At 66.4% G+C, this 15,233-nt stretch carries 13 protein-coding genes and 1 pseudogene; 9 read left to right on the plus strand and 5 right to left on the minus strand.

The annotated features are described in order from the left end of the window. Positions 1–160: 160 nt before the first annotated feature. Positions 161–991 (plus strand): penicillin-binding transpeptidase domain-containing protein, encoded by an 831-nt coding sequence (locus tag IRZ12_RS08680; RefSeq protein WP_296467289.1) that lies wholly within the window; start codon positions 161–163, stop codon positions 989–991. Positions 992–1,042: 51 nt separating this feature from the next. Here IRZ12_RS08680 and IRZ12_RS08685 read toward each other — a convergent pair whose 3' ends face one another. Further along, positions 1,043–1,936 carry an NAD(P)-dependent oxidoreductase gene (locus IRZ12_RS08685; protein WP_296467292.1) on the minus strand — a complete coding sequence of 298 codons (894 nt, stop codon included), beginning with the start codon at positions 1,934–1,936 and terminating at the stop codon, positions 1,043–1,045. Between the two features lie 85 nt (positions 1,937–2,021). Then, entirely contained in the window at positions 2,022–3,023 is a 1,002-nt protein-coding gene (locus tag IRZ12_RS08690) for a tripartite tricarboxylate transporter substrate binding protein (protein WP_296467295.1), read from the minus strand. Between the two features lie 160 nt (positions 3,024–3,183). Between IRZ12_RS08690 and IRZ12_RS08695 the strand changes: the two genes are divergently transcribed. From IRZ12_RS08695 to IRZ12_RS08730, 8 genes and pseudogenes are all read left to right on the plus strand, one after another. Next, positions 3,184–4,404, plus strand: coding sequence for a LysR family transcriptional regulator (locus IRZ12_RS08695; protein WP_296467298.1), 1,221 nt, complete (start codon positions 3,184–3,186; stop codon positions 4,402–4,404). Between the two features lie 70 nt (positions 4,405–4,474). Next, the gene (locus IRZ12_RS08700) at positions 4,475–5,170 is read left to right on the plus strand and encodes a DUF3348 domain-containing protein (RefSeq protein ID WP_296467301.1); all 696 of its coding nucleotides are present in this window, start codon (positions 4,475–4,477) and stop codon (positions 5,168–5,170) included. Between the two features lie 9 nt (positions 5,171–5,179). After that, positions 5,180–7,600, plus strand: a complete 2,421-nt coding sequence (locus tag IRZ12_RS08705; RefSeq protein WP_296467302.1) for a DUF802 domain-containing protein — start codon at positions 5,180–5,182, stop codon at positions 7,598–7,600. Beyond that, on the plus strand, positions 7,600–8,250 hold the full coding sequence (locus tag IRZ12_RS08710) for an OmpA family protein (RefSeq protein ID WP_296467306.1): 651 nt from the start codon (positions 7,600–7,602) through the stop codon (positions 8,248–8,250). Before IRZ12_RS08705 ends, IRZ12_RS08710 begins: the two co-directional genes overlap by 1 nt. After that, positions 8,243–8,869: a DUF2894 domain-containing protein gene (locus IRZ12_RS08715; RefSeq protein WP_296467309.1), complete on the plus strand. Its 627-nt coding sequence runs from the start codon at positions 8,243–8,245 to the stop codon at positions 8,867–8,869. The genes IRZ12_RS08710 and IRZ12_RS08715 overlap by 8 nt, the downstream gene beginning before the upstream one ends. Positions 8,870–9,013: 144 nt before the next feature. After that, entirely contained in the window at positions 9,014–10,105 is a 1,092-nt protein-coding gene (locus IRZ12_RS08720) for a glycosyltransferase family 4 protein (protein WP_296467311.1), read from the plus strand. A gap of 13 nt (positions 10,106–10,118) precedes the next feature. Then, positions 10,119–12,335 carry an amylo-alpha-1,6-glucosidase gene (locus IRZ12_RS08725; protein ID WP_296467314.1) on the plus strand — a complete coding sequence of 739 codons (2,217 nt, stop codon included), beginning with the start codon at positions 10,119–10,121 and terminating at the stop codon, positions 12,333–12,335. A gap of 92 nt (positions 12,336–12,427) precedes the next feature. Beyond that, positions 12,428–13,156: pseudogene (locus IRZ12_RS08730) on the plus strand (YoaK family protein); the annotation flags it as partial. A 132-nt stretch (positions 13,157–13,288) separates the two neighbouring features. Here IRZ12_RS08730 and IRZ12_RS08735 read toward each other — a convergent pair. The 3 genes from IRZ12_RS08735 to IRZ12_RS08745 all read right to left on the minus strand — a co-directional run. Next, positions 13,289–13,579, minus strand: a complete 291-nt coding sequence (locus IRZ12_RS08735) for an RcnB family protein (protein WP_296467319.1) — start codon at positions 13,577–13,579, stop codon at positions 13,289–13,291. A gap of 261 nt (positions 13,580–13,840) precedes the next feature. Then, positions 13,841–14,803: a tripartite tricarboxylate transporter substrate binding protein gene (locus tag IRZ12_RS08740; RefSeq protein WP_296467322.1), complete on the minus strand. Its 963-nt coding sequence runs from the start codon at positions 14,801–14,803 to the stop codon at positions 13,841–13,843. Positions 14,804–14,896: 93 nt separating this feature from the next. After that, positions 14,897–15,233: alpha/beta hydrolase fold domain-containing protein (locus IRZ12_RS08745; protein ID WP_296467325.1), on the minus strand; the 337-nt coding region annotated here is incomplete at its 5' end.

The following is a 15,233-nucleotide window of genomic DNA, read 5'->3' on the forward strand; positions in this document are numbered from 1 at the left end:
CGGTGGAAGACTCATTTCATGACAATAATAAGAATTATTATCATTATCGTTTGATATTTGCAATAATTCAATCCGGGAGGGGACTGGCTATCTGATCGCTCATCTCGTCGCCTACGAGGTAAGTGGCCGACCCGGCGCAAGAAGGAGGAAATGCCCGATCATGTTTGTGCATGCATTGCTGCGCCGCGCTGCACTTTGCAGCGTGGCGATCTTGATGGCGGGGCCGGCCGCGGCCTCGGAGTGCCAGGAGGACGCCCGCATGGCCGAAGCCTTCCGGCAGGCGGGCGCGCGGGGCGCGTTCGTATTGCTCGATGGGCGGACGGGGGGGCTGGCGTGCCACGATGCGGCGCGCGCCGCGAGGGGCTTTCTGCCGGCCTCGACGTACAAGATTCCGAACGCCTTGATCGCGCTGGAAACGGGCGTGGCTAGTGGCGGGGATTTCGCGCTGAACTGGGACGACAAGCGTGATCCCCGCCAAAGCTGGTGGCCGCCGGCCTGGGCGCAGTCCCATACGCTGGCTACGGCGATGTCCAACTCCGTCGTGTGGTTCTACCAGGAGCTCGCGAGACGGATCGGCGCCCGGCGCATGCAAGACTATGTGGACCGTTTCCGCTACGGGAACCGGAACATCAGCGGCGGCATCGACCAGTTCTGGTTGAGTGGCGAGCTACGCATTTCCGCGCTGGAGCAGGTGGACTTCCTGTGGCGGTTTTACGGCGGGCAGCTCGATGCCTCCGGACGGTCCGTGCAGGTGGTCAAAGATGCGATTGTGCTCGAGGCGTCGGAGGCTTACCGGCTCAGCGGCAAGACGGGTTGGGCCCGGCTGGGTGAAGACGATCCGAACCAGGTCGGCTGGTTCGTGGGCTATCTGGAGCGGGGCCAAGAGGTGTACTTCTTCGCCTTGAACATGGACATGCGCAAGCCGGAGGACGGCGCCGCGCGACTGGCACTGGCGCGCCAGATATTGCGGCAGCGGGGGCTGATGCCGTGACGGGAAGGGGGCAGGGCCCCATTCCCCGCCTCTTGCGCCGCTTTGCTTGTTTTATTTCTTGATGGTCTTGAGCAAGCGGTCGGCGTACTCCTGCCACGGCGAGCTGGCCTCTATGCCTTCGAACACGCCCTCGCGGGCCAGGCGCGCCACCCAATCCTGCTTTTCTGCGGTGGCGCTGGCCATGAGCGGCTCGAAGCCGGCTTCGCGTACGGTCTGTGCGGCTTCGCGCATCTCTTCGGCGCGCCGCTTGCCGTGCTTGACCACGCGGCTGAAGAAGTAGGCGCCTTGTTTTTCCCAGTCGATCTGGGGAAAGGTCTCCTGCAGGGTGGGCAGGACGTACTCCTCCACGCCATAGTGCCGTGCCGTGGCATAGCTTTCGATCACCAATGCTTCCAGGCCCTTGATCATGACGCTGCGGCTCATCTTGATGGCGGACGCAATGCCCAGTTCCGTGGAGACCGGCTTGGCGTCCATGCCCCAGCCCGCCAGCGTGGCCGCGAGGCTTTCCGCGCGCGCTCCGCCGAGCAGCATCGGGACGCGGATGCCATACGGCGGCACCGAGGTCATGACGCCTGCTTCGACGTAGTGCGCGCCGGCCGCCTCGAGCGCGGCGGCGGCTTTCTGCTTGGTGCCCGGCGAGGCCGAGTTCAGGTCCAGAAACAGGGTGCCGGGGCGCACGTGGCGCGCCGCCTCTTCGGCCACCGCCAAGGTATTGGAGGCGGTGACTGCCGAGATCAACAGCGTCGCGCGCCCGCACAGTGCCGCCATCCCGTCGACGGGTTCGATGCCGTCGTCGGCCGCCGCCTTGCGGGCTGCCGCACCGCCGTCGCCGGCAAATTTGAGGTCCCAGGCGCAGACCGCGTCCACGCCCTCCTTGCCGCGCAGTCCGCGGCCGAAAATGCCGCCGACTTCACCGAATCCAATGATGCCCAGGGTAATGCTCATGTGTTCCTCTCGTCGGTATCGTTGATGACATGAATCTAGGCTGGACTAGAAGATCTCTGCGGTGCGGTGCCTCTGTCCAGGCCGTTCATTCGGGTTGGATTCCCGCTATCCGTGCGGCTTGCCCCGAGCGTTCGTACTCCGCCTGCAGGAAAGCTGCGAACCCAGCGCTGCGCCGGTGTTCCTTCGGGGCGACCTCCAGGCCCAGGCTACGTAGCTTGTCCGCCAGTTCCCGGGCGTCCAGCGCGGCGTTCGCGGCCTCTTCCAGTTTGTTTAACACGTCTGCCGGCACGCGGGCCGGCGCGAGCAGCCCCACGTAGCTCTGGGCCGTGAACCCCGGCACCCCGCTTTCGATGAAGGTCGGCACGTCGGGCGCCAGCGGGCTGCGCCGCTCCCCGGCGACGGCCAGGATGCGGGCGCGTCCCGATTGGTGCAGCGGGAGGGCGGTCGAGAACTCCATCGACGCCAGTTGCACGTCGCCGCCGATGAGGGCGGGAACCAGGGTATTGCCGCCCCGGAAAGGCACGTGTTCTATCCGGGCGCCGGTCTGGGCATTGAAGCGCGCCAGAGTGAGGTGGGTGGCGCTGCCGATTCCTGAGGACGCGCAGCCCACGAACCGCTTCTTGGAGAGTTCCGCCGCCTCTTGCACGGTCTTGGCGGGAAGGTCGTTGTTGGCGAGCAGTACGTGTGGCACGGAGCCCACCAACGCGATGGGCGCAAAGTCCTTGAGCGGGTCGTACGCCAGCTTCGCCTGTACGAAGGGGTTGACCGTGAGCGGACCGTTGGATCCCACCATGAGCACGTAGCCATCGGGCGCGGCTTGCGCCACTTGGGCGGCACCCACGCTGCCGCCGGCGCCCGCCCGGTTTTCCACGACGATGGTTTGCCCCAAGACCGGGCCCATGGCCGCGGCCATCAATCTGCCTACGCTGTCTACGTTTCCACCGGGGCCGAACGGGACGACGAAGGTCAACGGCCGCTGGGGATAGCCGGCCGCCACCGCGATCCTGGCCTGGCTTGCGAAGAGGGGGGCCGAGGCTGCGAGCTGGAGGAATTTGCGACGCGGTGGCCGATGCGGATAGCGATTCATCTGGAGTGTCTCCTTTGTTGCAGCGTTGTTATGCGGCGTCCATCTTTTGCTCCGGGTGCGTCGGAAGATTGTGCCCCTCACCCGGCCAGGCGGGTTGAGTTGTACGAAGCAAGTGTTCGATTTTGTTTATCATGAGGAAATGGAGGAAGCATGGTCCGGAGTGCATCCCCGCGCTCCCATTACCCTGCGCGAGTTGCGTGTGGTCGCCGCGGTGGCGCGCGACGGCGGGATTCGTGCGTCTTCCGATACGCTATTGCGTACGCCTTCAGCCGTGAGCCGGGCCGTGGCGCAACTCGAGCAACGCCTGGGGACCCCCTTGTTCGAACGCCGCGGCCGCGGGATGTTGCCGACGCCCGCGGGCAGGGTGGCTTATGGCAGGTATTGCAGGATCGAGGAAGAGCTAGCCTCTGTCCTGGACGAGGCGGCGCGCAACGACCGGGCCGTGGTGACCGCGGCCGCGGTCGAAAGCCTGTTTGACGAGCGCCGCCTGACGGTGGCCTCCCTGTTGGGCGAGACTGGGCACATGCCCGCGGTGGCACGCCGCCTGGGCGTCTCGCAGCCGGCCATCAGCGCCTCGATCGGCCGGCTCGAGTCCGCCCTGCGCGAAAAATTGTTCCTGCGGACGCCGCAGGGCATGGTGCCGACGCGCTTGGGGGCGCGTTGGCTGATGCGTTTCGACCGGGCACTGGCGGAGCTGCGCTATCTCGCCCAGGACTTGGCCGCCCTGGACGGCAACATGGCGGGGGTGATCGCAGTGGGCGCGCTGCCGCTCTCGCGCACGCGCCTGTTGCCTGAAGCCATCGCAAAGCTGCGCGCGGCGCATCCTGACTTGCGCGTACACGCCCGGGAGAGCCCTTACGAACAGCTCTGCGCCGACCTGCTGAGCGGTAAGCTGGATTTCATCATCGGCGCGCTGCGTCCGGATACCGACCAGGCACTGCACCACGAACTGTTGTTCACCGAAGAGCTCTGCGTCATGGCGGCGACGACTCATCCGCTGGCGCGGCGCGAGCGCCTGGGGCTGGCGGACTTGCGCGGGCAATCTTGGGTGCTTTCCCGGCCCGGCACGCCGCTGCGCGAATCCTTGAGCGCCTTTTTTGCGGCGCACGGAGAGCCCGCGCCGGTGCCGGCCGTCGAGACCGGAGACCTCGCCCTGGTGCGCGGCCTCCTGATCACGGCGGGCATGCTTACCGTGCTTTCCACCCACCAGCTCCAATACGAAGTCGAAGCGGCGCAATTATGCAAGTTGGCCGTACCGCTCGACGGGTTGCAGCGCCGGATAGGGATCACCACGCGCAGCGGTGCGCAATTGCCTGACAGCGTCCGGGCGTTGTTACAAAGCATCCGGGAAGCCTGCGGCAACGCCGCTGGTACACCGTAGGAGACGCTGCCTGCGCCGGACCGCCTCGTCCGGGCGTGTAAACTCCGGGGTTTTGTTTCAACCCGGTTTCATGGTGCACATGTCCCGGCCCACGGGCGCCAGCGGTCCGGCATTCGTCCGCTTGCTCGCCCGCCTCGGAGAGCTTCCGGTCCCGCAGCCCCGGCAGGTGCTTGCCGAGCGCCTGAGCCTTTGGCTCGGCTGGACCGACGCGATCGCGTTGTCCGCGGTCTTGAACGGCGGCGCCAAGATGGCGGCTGCGGCCGCGCTGCCGGCCGAGACGGCCGAGGAGGAGTGCGCGCGGGTCCGCGCCGAGCTGGCCCGCTCCATCATGCAGGACAAGGTGCTTCACCCCCCGCGGGGCAATGCCCGGCGAGGCGCGGCGGCGGCCGTCGATCCAGGGGTCGAGGAGGACTATTCCCGCTACGGCCAGCGCTACGCGTCCAAGCAGCAGATGATGGAAACGACGATCGCCGCGCTGCGCGGGCGATTGCGGGCGCGGCTGGCCGCGATTTCCCCGGAAATGGCCAGGTTGGCGGCGGTGGATGCCGTGATGGAGCGGGTACTGGGAGCACAAGAGCGCACCTTGCTCGCGTCCGTCCCGTCGCTGCTGGAAGGGCATTTCGGACGCCTGCGGCGCAGGGCGCAGGCTGCCGCCCCGGCATGGCTGGACGTGTTCCGCAAGGACATGGAGAGCGTATTGCTCGCCGAACTGGACTTTCGACTACAACCGGTCGAAGGGCTGCTCGCGGCCCTTCGCGTGAGCTGACGAGCCTCGATGAGCAGATTCTTATCTTTTGTCGTTTTCCTGGCGGGCCTGGCGGTGGTCGCGTGGGTCGCCTTCGGTTATCTTGGGTCGAACCCGCTGGCGCTGACCATCATCCTGCTCATTGCAGGGTTCTACGTGGCGGGTGGCCTGGAACTGCGTCGCTTCCAGGGTGCCACGGCCTCTTTGGCGCGGGCGGCGGGAGAGCTCGAAAGCGTACCGCCCAGCCTCGCCGCATTCCTGGACAGGCTGCATCCCTCCCTGCGCAATGCCGTGCGCCTGCGCGTCGAAGGGGGGAGGGTGGCGCTGCCGGGGCCGGCATTGACGCCTTATCTCGCGGGCCTCTTGGTGTTGCTGGGGATGCTCGGGACGTTCTTGGGGATGGTGGCGACGCTGCGGGGAACCGGCGTTGCGCTCGAGAACGCCACCGATATTGCGGCCATCCGCGCCTCGCTCGCGGCGCCTGTCAGCGGGTTGGGGTTTGCTTTTGGCACTTCCGTCGCCGGTGTCGCGGCGTCGGCGGCCCTGGGCCTGCTCGCCGCGCTGTGCCGGCGCGAGCGGCTACAGGCCGGCCAGCTGCTCGATACGCGCATCGCCACTACCCTGCGCCCATATTCCCTGGCACACCAGCGCGAGGAGTCCTACCAATTGCTCCGGCGCCAGGCGGACTTGATGCCGGCGCTGCTGGACCGCTTGGAAGCCATGACCGAGGCGCTGGCGCGGCAGCATGAGGCCCTGGGCGAACGGCTCTCGGTGGGGCAGGAGCGCTTTCACGAGAAGGTCGACGCTGAGTATCGGCGCCTGGCTGCGTCCGTCGAGGCCTGCGTGAAGGAGAGCCTGGAAGAGGGCGCGCGGCGCGCGGGCGCCGCCATCCAGCCGGCGGTCGAGACCGCCATGTCTGGCCTGGCGCGCGAGGCGGCGGAGCTACGCGAGGCCGTCGCCCAGGCCGTGCAGCGGCAGCTAGATACTTTGTCGGAGCGCGTGGAGGCCGGTACCACCGCCGTAACCCAGGCTTGGCGCGCCGCCCTGGACGAACATCGGCTGGCCGGCCAGGCGTTGGCGGGTGAATTGGGGTCGACGCTGGCTGGCTTCGCCTCGAGTTTCGATCAGCGCTCAACCGAGCTGGTGCACGATATTTCGGCACGCCTGGAGCGCATGACCGCAGCCGTGTCCGAACGCTGGGGCGCTTCGCTAGCGGGCCATGAGCGCGCCAGCGCCGCCCTGGCCGGAGAGATCGGCGCCTCGTTCGATCGGTTTGCACAGGGCTACGAGCGGCGTGCCTCGGAACTGCTAGAGGGGCTCGCCGGTCGCCTGGATGCGACGGCCGCGACGGTTTCCACTGCGTGGAACGAGGCGCTGCAGGAGCATCGCCGCACGGGCGAAGCGCTGGCAGGGGCCGTGCAGGCCTCGCTCGACGGCTTTGCCGAGCATTTCGAGCGAAGGGCCGCCGGGCTGGTCGACGGGGTGGCGGGGCAGCTGGACGCCGCGGCGCAGCGACTGGCCGCCGCCTGGGATGGCGCGCTCGAGCGTCACCAGCAAGCCAGCGGGAAGTTGCTGGACGAAACGGGGCAGGTATTGTCCGCCGCCGCAGGGGCCTTCGAGCGGCACGCCGCGGGATTGTTGGAATCCGTTGGCCAGGCGCACCAGACGCTGCGGACGGAACTGGCTTCGCGCGACGAGGCGCGGCAAGCCGCCTGGACGCAGGCCCTGGAAAACCTCTCGGGTACCCTGCAGCGCGAGCTGCTGGAAACCGGGGAGAAGATCACGTTCCGGCAGCAGGAGGTCTGCGAAGCGTTGGCGCAGGCGGCCGGCCAGGTCTCCGCGGAAACGCAGGCCGCCGCCCGGGCGACCATCGCGGAAATCGAGCGCCTCGTGCAGGCTGCTTCCGAGGCGCCACGTGCCGCCGCCGAGGTCATCGGCGAGTTGCGCCAGAAGCTGTCCGACAGCATGGAACGCGACAATGCCATGCTAGAGGAGCGCGAACGGCTCCTGCAAACCGTGGCGGGCTTGCTCGACACCGTCAATCATGCCAGCACCGAGCAGCGGGCCGCCGTGGATGCGCTGGTCGGCGCGTCGGCGGAAATGCTCGAACGCGTGGGGGCGCGCTTCACGGAACAAGTCGCCAGCGAAACCGGTAGGCTGGAGTCGGTCGCGGCGCAGGTGACGGGCAGTGCGGCCGAAGTGGCCAGCCTGGGCGAATCCTTGGATCATGCCGTCAAGCTTTTCAGCGAGTCCACGGACAAGCTCATGCATCACCTGCAACGCATCGAAGAGGCGCTGGGCCAAGCCATGGCCCGCAGCGATGAGCAGCTTGCCTACTATGTTGCGCAGGCCAAGGACGTCATCGAACTCAGCATGATGTCGCAGAAGCAAATCGTCGAGGAACTGCGCTTGCTCGACGCGCAACGGACGCCGGCGGGCGACGCGTCGTGATGGCGAACGAGATCGAATCCGAGCTGGAGCCGGCTGCGCCTGCCTGGGCCGTCTTCGGCGACCTGATGACGGTGATGCTGGGCGCCTTTGTACTGATTTTGGTGGGCGTGGTCGGCACGCAGCTGGAGCTTTCGGTCAAACTGGAGGAAGAGGTCCGGCAGCGCCAGGCAGAGACGCAGCGTCGCGAAGCCCTCGAGCACGCGCTGGCAGGCCCGCTGGCTGCCGGCCGCGTGACGTTGACCGACGGGCGCATAGGCATACGTGGCAGCGTGTTGTTTGCGCTGAACTCCGATGCCCTGCAACCCGAGGGACGCCAGCTGCTCAAGAGCTTGGCCGGACCGCTGGCTGCCTATTTGGAAGCCGGCGATGAAATCATCATGGTGAGCGGTTTCACCGACGACCTGCAGATCACTGAAGGTAACCGCCGCTTCGCCGACAATTGGGAGTTGTCGGCGCAGCGTGCGCTGACGGTGACTCGGGCGCTGATCGAAGAAGGCATACCGTCCTCATCGGTGTTCGCCGCCGCATTCGGTTCCGAGCATCCCGTTGCGCCGAACACCGATGAAGAAGGGCGTTCGCGCAACAGGCGGGTGGAAATCGCTCCCATGCCACGTTCATCGCGCCAGGCGGGCGCCCAAAATCGTGAGTGATACGGTTCCTCCCGGCATCGAGGCCAGGCTGGCGCACCTGCGCGAGCAAGGCCTGGATCGTTGCGATCCGGTGCGCTTTCACTTCATCGCGTCTTTGAGCCGGCGGGCGCTGGGGAGTGCAGGCGAGGCGCGCCGGGTCTTGGAGGATAAGCTGGCGCAACTGCTCGAGGCGTACGAAGCGCAGGCTCGCACGACCGTTGCCCAAGCCGCTGCGCGCGAACGGGGCGCCGGTGCCGCCGCGAAGCAGGAACGGGCGGGCGTGGCTGATCTCGTGGCGCGGCTCGAAGCGGGGCGTGCGGCGATCGTCCAGGCGTCGGGCGGCGCTGACGTAGCCGAGTATTTCCGCAGCCTCTGGGCCGGCTTGCGCGTAGGAAGCGAGCTTCGGCAAGCCATGCAAAACGTGCCGGAGAACGCCGGGCCGCTCAACTCCGTCCACCTTGTGCACCAGTCCCTGCAACTCATGCAACGGCTCGCGCCGGCTTATCTGCGGCATTTTCTTTCTTATGCCGACGCGTTGTCGTCGATGGAGCGGATGAACGGGGCGGACTTGCTGCTGGGCAAGGGCGCACCGTCGCGCGGCGAGGCGCCGAAAAAAACCGGCAAGGGCCGCTCCGCCTGAGGCATTCAACGCGGCCCGGGGGGCGCCTGGCGGCGTCCATGCGCAGGTGGTGCCGTCTACGCTATCATTTCCGACGTTTCTTAGTGGAACCGACTGACGCAAGTTCGTTTGCCAATGCTTCGTCTGTACGAGGAGGATTTGCCAATGAAGATTGCCCAGATCGCTCCGCTAATGGAGCGCTGTCCGCCCCGGCTGTACGGGGGGACGGAACGCGTCGTTGCCTACTTGACCGATGAGCTGGTTCGCCGCGGCCACCAGGTGACGCTGTTCGCCAGCGGCGACTCCGTGACCTCGGCCTCCTTGGTGCCATGCTGCGACCAGGCGTTGCGGTTGAATCCCGACGTGCGGGATCCCGTTCCCTACCACGTCATGATGCTGGACCAGGTCCGCCGCCTGGCCAACGAGTTCGATATCCTTCACTTCCACATCGACATCCTGCATTTCCCGTTGATCCGGGACATTGCAGACCGGACGTTGACCACGCTCCATGGGCGGCTGGACCTGCCTGACCTCAAGCCCTTCTACACGGCTTTCGCGCAGTTCCCGCTGGTGTCCATCTCCGACCACCAGCGCAAGCCCATGCCGCCGGTCAATTGGGTTGGCACCGTCTACCACGGGTTGCCGTCGGACCTGCTGCCATTCCGTCCGAATCCGGAGGGATATCTCGCCTTCCTCGGCCGGATATCGTCGGAGAAGCGTCCCGACCGCGCCATCCAGATCGCCGCGGCGGCCGGCCTGCCGCTCAAGATCGCGGCCAAGGTGGATAAGGCGGACCAGGCCTACTGGGAGCAGGTGATCGGGCCGATGGTGGCCGAGCACCCGAACGTGGAGTTCATCGGCGAAATCAACGAGCATGAAAAAGCCGAGTTCCTCGGCAATGCTTCGGCGCTGCTCTTCCCCATCGATTGGCCGGAACCGTTCGGGTTGGTCATGATCGAAGCCATGGCCTGCGGCACGCCGGTGGTGGCCTTCCGCAGCGGATCCGTGCCGGAGATCATCGAAGACGGCGTTTCGGGCTTCATCGTCGAATCGATGGAGGAGGCCGTCGCGGCCGTCGCGCGCATCGATCAGTTGCCGCGCGCCCAAGTGCGGGAATGCTTCGAGCGCCGCTTCACGGTAGAGCGCATGGCGGAAAACTATGTGTCCATCTATCGCCGGCTCGTGGAGAGCAGGCGCGAGTCGCGCACACTCTCGCGAGTGGGTGTCAATGACGGAGAGTTCCGCGTGATGGCGTAAGGGGAGGAGAAGAATGGGTGGGCCAGCCAACGGCGAAGAAGTGCGCGTGTCGGTGGCCGAAGTCCGGCCGGCCACGCCGGTTGCCCAATTCTTCATTCCCGCCAGCGCGTCGTTGCAGGAGCGGCGCCCGCGCACGCTCAAGCACGGCGAAACCTTCGCCGTGTTCGACCACAACGGCGACGCGCTGGCCGGGCCGGGCAGCCCGGAAGGCATTTACCACCGCGACACGCGTTACCTCTCGCATCTGTACCTGACGCTGGATGGCACGCGTCCCATGCTTCTCAGCTCGACGCTGCGCGACGACAACGCCATCCTCACCTGCGACCTCACCAACATCGGCATTTGCGACAGCGAAGGGCGCCTGGTGCTGGAGCACGACCTCATTCACGTGCGCCGGTCGCGGTTTCTCTGGGACGGCGCATGCTACGAGCGCCTGATGGTGCGCAATTACAGCACGGCGCCTCACAAGGTGAGGGTGGAAATTGCCTTCGCCGCAGACTTTGCCGACTTGTTCGAAGTGCGCGGCACACGCCGGAAGCGGCGCGGCACGCTCAAGCCGCCCGTGTTCCAGGAAGACGGCGTGACGCTCGGCTACGTGGGCTTGGACAAGCGGCATCGCCATACGGCGTTGCGCTTTTATCCCCGGCCCTCGCAGCTGACGCAGGAGAGCGCCGCGTTCGACTTGGAGCTGAAACCCGGCGCCACGAGCCGCATCTTCATGGAAGTGCGGTGCGATTCGCCGCCTTCGTCCGATCCGCCCCCGAGAGCCTTCTTCGTCGCGCTGAGGGAGGCGCACCGGGCCTTGCGCACGTCGTCGTCGCGCGCAGCGGCGGTGGTGACTTCCAACGAAATCTTCAATGAAGCCGTTCGTCGCAGCGTGTCCGATCTTTACATGCTGATCACGGATACGCCGCAGGGCCCGTATCCGTACGCAGGGGTTCCCTGGTTCAGCACCCTGTTCGGGCGCGACGCGCTGATCACGGCATGGGAGACCTTGTGGTTCGATCCGGCCATCGCGCGCGGCGTCCTGCGCTACCTGGCCGCCAACCAGGCCACTGACATCCTTCCCCAGGCAGATGCCGAACCGGGCAAGATCTTGCATGAGGTGCGGCATGGGGAAATGGCGGAGCTCGGCGAGGTGCCGTTCCGCCGCTATTACGGGAGCGTGGATGCCACCCCGCTGTTCGTCATGCTGGCCGGGGCCTACCTCGCTCGCACGGCGGATCTCCAACTGATCCGCAGCATCTGGCCCAATATCGAGGCCGCACTCAAGTGGCTGGACGAGTACGGCGACCGGGACGGCGACGGCTTCGTCGAATATGGGCGGCGCAATTCCGATGGCCTGGTCAACCAGGGCTGGAAAGACAGCCACGATTCCGTGTTCCATGCCGATGGCTCGCTGGCCAAGGGGCCGATCGCCCTGGCCGAAGTCCAGGCCTATGTCTACGGGGCGCGTTGCGCTGCGGCCAGGATCGCGAGCCTGCTGGACCGCCCCAAGGTGTCCGCCGAGCAGGCGGCCAAGGCGCAGGCCTTGCGGGCGCGCTTTGACGAAGCGTTCTTCGATGAGGCCTTGGGCACGTATGTGCTGGCGCTGGACGGCGACAAGCGGCCCTGTCGAGTCCTCACGTCGAACGCCGGCCATGCGTTGCTGACGGGCATTGCCTACCCCGAACGGGCGCCCAGCGTCGCGGCGACCCTCATGGCCGAACACTCCTTCTCGGGCTGGGGAGTGCGCACGGTGGCGGCGACCGAGCGGCGCTACAACCCGATGAGCTATCACAATGGTTCGGTGTGGCCGCACGACAATGCGCTGCTCGCCGCCGGGTTGGCGCGCTACGGTTTTCGCAGGGAGGCCGCGCGCATTTTCGAGGGGCTGTTCGCAGCATCCACCTATATCGACCTGCGCCGGCTGCCGGAGCTTTTTTGCGGTTTCGCGCGGCGAGTCAGCCAAAGCCCGACCTTTTATCCGGTGGCCTGCACGCCCCAGGCCTGGGCGGCCGCCGCGCCGTTGTCGCTGATCCAGTCCTGCCTAGGATTGGATTTCGATACTGCCGCACGCGAAATTCGCTTCGAGCGGCCGGTATTGCCTGAATTCCTCGACGAGGTCGTGTTACGCCGCCTGTCGCTGGGCGATGAAACGGTGGACGTGGCGCTGCGCCGTGCAGGCAGCGAAGTGGTGGTGACCGTGCTCGAGCGCCACGGCGATTTGCGGGTGGTGACGACCAATTGACCCGGCGGAGGCGGGCAAAAAGATCTATGCTTTAGCGTTTTCCGCGCGGCACCGCGGTAGCCGCCCCAAGCATAGTTCTTCCGGTCCGCATCATGCCCTTGTTGTACCTACGCAGGCTGACCTCCGTCGAGCGCAGCCCGCAGGCAAATCGCCATCTTGCCTACTACTTGGCTTTCGTTGCCGGCGCCGTCAACGCCGGCGGTTTCTTGGCCGTACAGCAGTACACCTCGCACATGTCCGGCATCTTGTCGTCCATGGCCGATTACCTGGCGTTGGGCGCGATCGCCGTTTTCCTGCAAGGGCTGGCGGCGCTCTTGTTTTTTGTGCTCGGGGCGGCGACCTCCGCCGTCCTGGTCAATTTCGGACGCCGTTCTCACCTGGCGAGCGAGTTCGCCTTGCCACTGCTGCTCGAAGCCGGGCTGCTGCTGTGCTTTGGCCTGTTGGGCGGTAACCTGGAGCAATTCCGATGGCTGGCCGTTCCCGCTACCGTGATGCTGCTTTGCTACATCATGGGGCTGCAAAACGCCATCATCACCAAGATGTCCCGGGCGGAAATCCGCACCACCCACGTGACGGGCATGGTGACCGACATCGGCATCGAGCTCGGCAAGCTGTTCTATTGGAACGTCTCGGCCGATGCCGGTCGCGATCACTTCGTGCGTGCCGACCGCAGCAAGCTCGCCATACTCGGCACGATGGTGGGGTTGTTCTTCGTCGGCGGCCTGGCAGGCGCGCTTTCGTTTTCCTACTTCGGCTTTGTGTCCACCGTGCCGCTGGCCATATTGCTGGCGACGCTTGCGGCACTGCCCGTCATCGACGACATCCAGGGCTATCTGCGCCACCATTGACCGGTGCTGGCTCGCGGCGCGGACGTGGAGGATGCCGTGGCGGGACTACCCCTGTGAAAGGGCGAGGCGCGGCCTCGCCCGGCTGGCCGTGCGGGCGGGACCCGCTCACCGGCCGAGTATCGACTGCAGGACGATGCCCGTGGCAACGCCGACCAGGAAATAGTCCGCGCCGACATTGATCCAGTGGTAGTGCTTTGGCGGAGGCGGCAGGTGGTGGCCGCGCCAGTCCACCACGACATACTGGGGGCCCCGGTACGGCAGCGGGACACGCTGGCCTTTTGCCCAGGGCCGATAGTGCGGGTCGGTGTGCACGTGGACGTGGACATGGCCGGGAGGAACGGCGTGAGGCCTATGGCCCGGGGGCTTGTGCTTGCCGGGGCCGCCGTGGTGGCTCATGGGGGCTCCATGGCCGCCGGGGCCTTTCGGACCCCCTCGGCCCGGCCCGTCGTGGGCGAAGGCTGATCCGGAAACAGCGACGAATGCGCCCAACACCATACTTGCCAGCAAACGTTGGTACTTCATGACGATCTCCTGATACGCCCGCCGGTCGACCGGCTTGTACCGGCCTCGGGCTGGCATGGTTAGTAGACCGTATTCGCTGGGCAAGGTGCGGTCCCGGGCTTGCGGAACTGTTTCAGTCGACTTCAGCGTGGGCGGTCACTCGACCGTCACGCCCGCCGCCTGCACGATGCCTTTCCATTTCTGGTAGTCCGTCTTGAGCAGTTCGCCGAATTCCTCGGGCGACATCGCCAGGGCCTCGGCGCCCTGGGCGTGGATCGCCGCGCGCGTCTCGGGCATGGCCAAGAGTTTATTCACCGCGGCGTTGACCTTGGTGACGGCGTCACGAGGCGATCCTGCAGGCATGAAAAGCCCGTACCAGGTACTCACGTCGAAGCCTGGATAGCCGAGCTCGGCGATGGTCGGCACGTCGGGAAGCGAGGTGCTGCGCTTGGCACTGGTGACGGCCAGCGGCCTGAGCTTGCCGGTCTTGATCTGTGCCATGGCGGACGGCACGGACGACACCATCAAGTCCACGTTCCCGGCGAGCACGTCCATCATGGCCGCATTCGAGCCTTTGTAGGGAATGTGGCGGATGTCGATCTTGGCGGCGTCCTTGAAAATCTCTCCGGCCAGGTGAATGGTCGTGCCGCTGCCGGGGGAGCCGTAGGTTACCGAGCCGGGCGCAGCCTTGGCGGCGTTCACGACGTCAGCGAGCGTCTTGAAGCGGGACCCTGCCTGCGTGACGATGACGATGGGGGTGTAGCCCACGTGCGCGACGGCAACGAGGTCGCGCGTCGGGTCGTAGGCCACGCTCTTGTACAGCCAGGGCGCAACCACGAGGTTGTCCTTCTGGCCCATGACCATTTCATAGCCGGTGGGGGCAGCACGCACCGCAGCCGCGATGCCTATGGTGCCACCCGCGCCGGCGCGGTTTTCGGCGACGATGGTCCAGTTTTCGCTCTCATTGAGCTTGTTGGCGATGAGGCGCGAGAGGATGTCGGTCCCGCCGCCGGGAGGAAAGGGGATCAGAAGATGGATGGGCTTGGAGGGGTAGGCCTGCGCATGTGCGCCGCCGGCAGCCATCGCCAGCGCGGCAACGGCAATATATTTGCGGAACATGGGATGTCTCCTGTTCTGAGGGCGTCAAGCATACCGGAAAGCAGGAGATTCGCGGGTGCGGGCGCGGCTCGGCCGCCGGCCCGCTCCGCGCCGTCAGGCCGGCTGTAGCGCAGCGTCGACGAAGTCGGCGGCATCCGCCATGGCCTTGCCGGCGATGTCTGATTGCCGCGTATACACGGTGAAGCCGTGCGGCATGCCCGGGTACACGTGCAGGCGGTGGGGACGCTTCGCCTCGTGCAGGAGCCTCGCGAACTGGAACGAGTCCTCGATCAGCGGATCGGCGTCGCCGACGCCCAGCCAGACCGGAGGCATGCCTTCGGGGTCGACCTTGCACGGCACGGCGGCCGGGGGCGGAGATTCCCACGCCGGTCCCAGATATTGGCGCCACACCCATTTGGATTGCGCTCGCAGGTTTTCCCGGGGACCGCCC

Origin of the sequence: Pigmentiphaga sp. (assembly GCF_019689535.1) — a bacterium.
Taxonomy (GTDB): Bacteria; Pseudomonadota; Gammaproteobacteria; order Burkholderiales; family Burkholderiaceae_B; genus Pigmentiphaga.

Bases quoted from the DNA above. Each gene is read 5' to 3' on its own strand.
- IRZ12_RS08705 (WP_296467302.1), top strand. From the start codon at position 5,180: ATGAGCAGATTCTTATCTTTTGTCGTTTTCCTGGCGGGCCTGGCGGTG.
- IRZ12_RS08740 (WP_296467322.1), bottom strand. From the start codon at position 14,803: ATGTTCCGCAAATATATTGCCGTTGCCGCGCTGGCGATGGCTGCCGGC.
- IRZ12_RS08680 (WP_296467289.1), top strand. From the start codon at position 161: ATGTTTGTGCATGCATTGCTGCGCCGCGCTGCACTTTGCAGCGTGGCG.
- IRZ12_RS08700 (WP_296467301.1), top strand. From the start codon at position 4,475: ATGGTGCACATGTCCCGGCCCACGGGCGCCAGCGGTCCGGCATTCGTC.
- IRZ12_RS08690 (WP_296467295.1), bottom strand. From the start codon at position 3,023: ATGAATCGCTATCCGCATCGGCCACCGCGTCGCAAATTCCTCCAGCTC.
- IRZ12_RS08710 (WP_296467306.1), top strand. From the start codon at position 7,600: ATGGCGAACGAGATCGAATCCGAGCTGGAGCCGGCTGCGCCTGCCTGG.
- IRZ12_RS08735 (WP_296467319.1), bottom strand. From the start codon at position 13,579: ATGAGCCACCACGGCGGCCCCGGCAAGCACAAGCCCCCGGGCCATAGG.
- IRZ12_RS08725 (WP_296467314.1), top strand. From the start codon at position 10,119: ATGGGTGGGCCAGCCAACGGCGAAGAAGTGCGCGTGTCGGTGGCCGAA.
- IRZ12_RS08720 (WP_296467311.1), top strand. From the start codon at position 9,014: ATGAAGATTGCCCAGATCGCTCCGCTAATGGAGCGCTGTCCGCCCCGG.
- IRZ12_RS08685 (WP_296467292.1), bottom strand. From the start codon at position 1,936: ATGAGCATTACCCTGGGCATCATTGGATTCGGTGAAGTCGGCGGCATT.